Raw genomic sequence first — 4,088 nt, 5'->3', positions numbered from 1 at the left:
CGCATTCGCGAGCAAGCCCGCTCCCACAGTTGAACTTCATTCGTCTCAATTACGAGACATTTTTCAGTACCTTTAACCGGATTTAGATAAATGTCTTTATATTTCAGTGACTTGAGATATTGGCACGCATCTCGCTATAGCCCCTCTCCAAAGCACTACCCCCACAAAAATAACAATCCGATTTGGAGACACACCATGAGTGTGATCATTGCGCTGGCAGCCCTCGCGCTGCTGATGCTGGCTGCCTACCGTGGCTATAGCGTTATCCTGTTTGCCCCCATCGCCGCCCTCGGCGCTGTACTGCTCACCGACCCTTCCGCTGTTGCACCTGCCTTTACCGGGGTGTTCATGGAAAAAATGGTCGGTTTCATCAAACTGTATTTCCCGGTGTTCCTGCTCGGTGCCGTGTTTGGCAAGCTGATTGAGCTGTCGGGCTTTTCGCGTTCCATCGTCGCCGCAGCCATCCGCTTGCTTGGCACGCGCCAGGCCATGCTGGTGATCGTGCTGGTCTGCGCCCTACTCACCTACGGCGGCGTGTCACTGTTTGTGGTGGTGTTTGCGGTGTACCCGTTTGCCGCCGAGATGTTCCGCCAGAGCAATATCCCCAAGCGCCTGATCCCTGCCACCATCGCCCTCGGTGCGTTCTCGTTCACCATGGACGCCCTGCCGGGCACGCCACAAATCCAGAACATCATCCCCAGCACCTTTTTCAACACCACCGCCTGGGCCGCGCCGTGGCTGGGCCTGATCGGCACGATTTTCGTATTCTGCACCGGCATGCTGTACCTCGCGCGCCAGCGTAACAAGGCCCAGCGGGCCGGCGAAGGGTACGGCACCGAACTGCGCAACGAGCCTGAAACTGCGGACAACCTGGCGCTGCCCAACCCGTGGGTCGCGCTGTCGCCGCTGATTCTGGTGGGCGTGATGAACCTGCTGTTCACCCACTGGATTCCGCAGTGGTACGGCAAGACCCACAGCCTCAGCCTGCCGGGCATGAGCGCGCCAGTGACCACCGAAATTGCCAAGCTCACCGCCATCTGGGCGGTGCAGGCGGCCTTGCTGGTGGGCATCGTCATGGTGCTGGTGTTCGGCTGGTCGGCGATCAAAAGCAAGCTCGCCGAAGGCAGCAAAAGCGCGGTCAGCGGCGCGCTGCTGGCGGCGATGAACACCGCCTCGGAATATGGTTTTGGTGCGGTGATCGCCTCGTTGCCGGGCTTTCTGGTGCTGGCGGACTGGCTCAAGGGCATCCCCAACCCGCTGGTCAACGAAGCGATTACCGTGACCCTGCTGGCCGGGATCACTGGCTCGGCGTCCGGCGGCATGAGCATCGCCCTGGCGGCGATGTCCGAGAGCTTTATTTCGGCGGCGCATGCGGCCAATATCCCCCTTGAAGTGCTGCACCGCGTCGCGGCCATGGCCAGCGGCGGTATGGACACCCTGCCCCACAACGGCGCGGTGATCACGCTGCTCGCGGTGACCGGCCTGACCCACCGCGAAGCCTACAAGGACATTTTCGGCATCACGATTATCAAGACCCTCGCGGTGTTCGTGGTGATCGGTACTTTCTACGCCACCGGCATTGTGTGAGGTTTTCATGACGACTTTGAACGGCAAGACCGCCCTGGTTACCGGCTCCACCAGCGGCATTGGCTTGGGCATCGCGCTGAGTTTGGCCAAAGCCGGCGCCAACCTGATCCTCAACGGCTTCGGCGACGCCAGCGCGGTGATCGCACAGGTGCAGGCGTTTGGCGGCAAGGTCGGCCATCACCCGGCAGACGTCAGCGACCCGGCGCAGATCGCCGACATGCTCGCCTACGCCGAGCGCGAGTTCGGCGGCGTCGATATCCTGGTCAACAACGCCGGTATCCAGCATGTGGCCGCCGTGGACGAGTTCCCGGCCGAGCGCTGGGACTCGATCATCGCCATCAACCTGTCGTCGGTGTTCCACAGCACGCGCCTGAGCTTGCCGGGGATGAAGGCCAAGGGCTGGGGGCGCATCATCAACATTGCCTCGGTGCATGGGCTGGTCGGCTCGGTGGGCAAGGCGGCGTATGTGGCGGCCAAACACGGCGTGATCGGCCTGACCAAGGTGGTCGGCCTGGAAACAGCCACCACGAACGTCACGTGCAATGCCATCTGCCCGGGCTGGGTGCTGACGCCGCTTGTGCAGCAGCAGATTGATGATCGCGCGGCCAAGGGTGTGGACCCGCAGCAGGCGCAGCATGATCTGCTGGCCGAGAAGCAGCCGTCGCTGGAATTTGTGACGCCGCCGCAGTTGGGTGAGCTGGTGCTGTTTTTGTGCAGCGAAGCGGGCGCCCAAGTGCGCGGCGCCGCGTGGAATATCGACGGCGGCTGGCTGGCCCAGTAAGCCGATCGTTCCCACGCTCTGCGTGGGAATTCAGCCCGGGACGCTCCGCGCCCCAAGAGCGGACGCAGAGCGTCCAAAGAGGCATTCCCACGCAGAGCGTGGGAACGAGAAGAGAGCCGCTATGTCCGACATCCTCTGGCAACCCTCCCCCGAACGCATCGCCCACACGCGGATGGACCAGTTCCGGCGCACAATCAACCAACGCTACACCCTGCAACTGGACGACTACCCCGCCTTGCACCAATGGAGCATCGACCAGCGCCCGGACTTCTGGCAGGCCATCGTCGCTTACTTTGACGTGCAATTTCGCACCCCGCCCAGCGCCACGCTGATTGAAGGCGCCGAAATGCCCAGCGCGCAGTGGTTTCCCGGCGCGACCTTAAATTTTGCCGAGCACCTGCTGCGCCGCCGTGACGATCACCCGGCGGTGGTCGCCGTAGGTGAAGACGGCCAGCGCGAACAGCTGACTTACACCGAACTCGCCCAGCATGTGGCGGGCTTGCAGCGCAGCTTGAGGGCTGCCGGTGTGACCCAGGGCGACCGCGTGGCCGCGTGCATGCCCAACACCTGGCAAACCCTGGTGGGCATGCTGGCAACCACCAGCCTCGGCGCGATCTGGTCGTGCTCCTCGCCGGACTTCGGCACCCAAGGCGTGATCGACCGTTTCGGCCAGATCGAGCCCAAGGTGCTGATCACCTGCGCAGGCTATCGCTACGCCGGCAAGATGATCGACCAGAGCACCAAGCTCAACGAAATCCTCGAACGCCTGCCGTCCCTGGCGCAGTTGATCATCGTGCCATACGCCCGGCCTCAGGCACGCGCCGAGGACTATCAGACCGCCGCCAAGGTCGCGCTGTGGAGCGACTTCTATCAACCCGGCGGCGAGCCCGAATTTGTTGCCGTGCCGTTCGATCACCCGCTGTACATCCTCTATTCCAGTGGCACCACCGGCGTGCCCAAATGCATCATTCATGGCACCGGCGGCGTGCTGCTGACGCACCTCAAGGAACACGGCCTGCACGCCGACCTGTCGAGGGATGACTGCCTGTTCTACTACACCACCTGCGGCTGGATGATGTGGAATTGGCTGGTCTCGGTGCTGGCCCTCGGCGCCACCGCCGTGCTGTATGACGGCTCACCGTTCCACCCTGGGCCCGAGCGTTTGATCGACCTGATCGATGCGGAAAACATCAGCGTGTTCGGCACCAGCCCCAAGTTCCTTGCGACGCTGGAAAAGGCCGGCCTGCAACCGCGCTTGAGCCATGACCTGGGCAGCCTCAAGGGGCTGATTTCCACGGGGTCGCCGCTGTCGCCCCAGAGCTACGATTACGTGTACTGCGAGATCAAGGGCGAGCTGTGCCTGTCGTCGATGTCGGGCGGCACCGATATCGTCTCCTGCTTTGTCATCGGCAACCCGGTGCTGCCGGTGCGGCGCGGCGAAATGCAGTGCAAGAGCCTGGCGATGGCCATCGAAGTGTGGGATGACCAGGGCAAGCCCTTGATCGGGGAAAAAGGCGAATTGGTCTGTACCCGGCACTTTCCGGCGATGCCCATCGGGCTGTGGAACGACCCGGATCAGAAAAAGCTGCGCGCCTCGTATTTCAGTCAGTTTCCCGGCGTGTGGGCCCAGGGCGATTACGCCGAACAACGCCCCAATGGCAGCCTGCTGATTCATGGGCGCTCCGACGCGGTGCTCAACCCCGGCGGCGTGCGCATAGGC

Annotated in this window: 3 protein-coding genes; all 3 read left to right on the top strand. The window is 62.9% G+C overall.

Annotated features, from left to right (window positions below):
* Positions 1–195 precede the first annotated feature (195 nt).
* A complete protein-coding gene (locus WBB95_RS24730) occupies positions 196–1,587 on the top strand; it encodes a GntP family permease (RefSeq protein ID WP_424489954.1) in 1,392 nt (463 codons plus the stop codon).
* Between the two features lie 7 nt (positions 1,588–1,594).
* Positions 1,595–2,368 (top strand): 3-hydroxybutyrate dehydrogenase, encoded by a 774-nt coding sequence (locus WBB95_RS24725; protein WP_424489953.1) that lies wholly within the window; start codon positions 1,595–1,597, stop codon positions 2,366–2,368.
* 121 nt (positions 2,369–2,489) lie between these two features.
* Positions 2,490–4,088: acetoacetate--CoA ligase (locus tag WBB95_RS24720; protein ID WP_424489952.1), on the top strand; the 1,599-nt coding region annotated here is incomplete at its 3' end.

The sequence above is a fragment of the Pseudomonas sp. genome (genome assembly GCF_049645325.1).
GTDB lineage: Bacteria > Pseudomonadota > Gammaproteobacteria > Pseudomonadales > Pseudomonadaceae > Aquipseudomonas.
The sequence above is the reverse complement of the archived record's forward strand: the minus strand, read 5'-3'. Positions and strand labels throughout refer to the sequence as shown.

Coding starts and splice junctions, on each gene's coding strand:
- WBB95_RS24730 (WP_424489954.1), top strand. CDS start 196: ATGAGTGTGATCATTGCGCTGGCAGCCCTCGCGCTGCTGATGCTGGCT.
- WBB95_RS24725 (WP_424489953.1), top strand. CDS start 1,595: ATGACGACTTTGAACGGCAAGACCGCCCTGGTTACCGGCTCCACCAGC.